This is a genomic window from Streptococcus mitis (assembly GCF_001074635.1).
GTDB lineage: Bacteria > Bacillota > Bacilli > Lactobacillales > Streptococcaceae > Streptococcus > Streptococcus mitis_E.
The window spans coordinates 1-262 of the sequence record NZ_JUQO01000049.1 but is presented as its reverse complement, the minus strand read 5'-3'; the positions used below and the strand labels follow the sequence as shown (position 1 = coordinate 262).

The 262-nt window shown below is 41.2% G+C and carries 1 protein-coding gene; it reads left to right on the top strand.

The genetic code is table 11. The features are described 5' to 3' along the window. Positions 1 to 262: collagen-flanked surface repeat-containing protein (locus tag ADI58_RS11305; RefSeq protein WP_049521234.1), on the top strand; the 262-nt coding region annotated here is incomplete at both ends.

The window sequence follows — 262 nt, the reverse complement described above, 5'->3', positions numbered from 1 at the left end:
TAAAGATGGAGATAGCTTCGTTAATACTGTAACAGGCGATGTCTTCGTTAAGAAGAACAATGCATGGGAGCAAGCAGGCAACATTAAAGGACCACAAGGAGCTAAAGGTGAAAATGGACGAGATGGATTCACACCAGAAGTAACAGTGACAGATAATCATGATGGTAGTCATACGATTACAGTTACGCAGCCAGAAGGACGTCCAGCTCTTACAACAGTTGTTAAAAATGGAGAAAATGGCCAAACACCAAAAGTTAAAGCA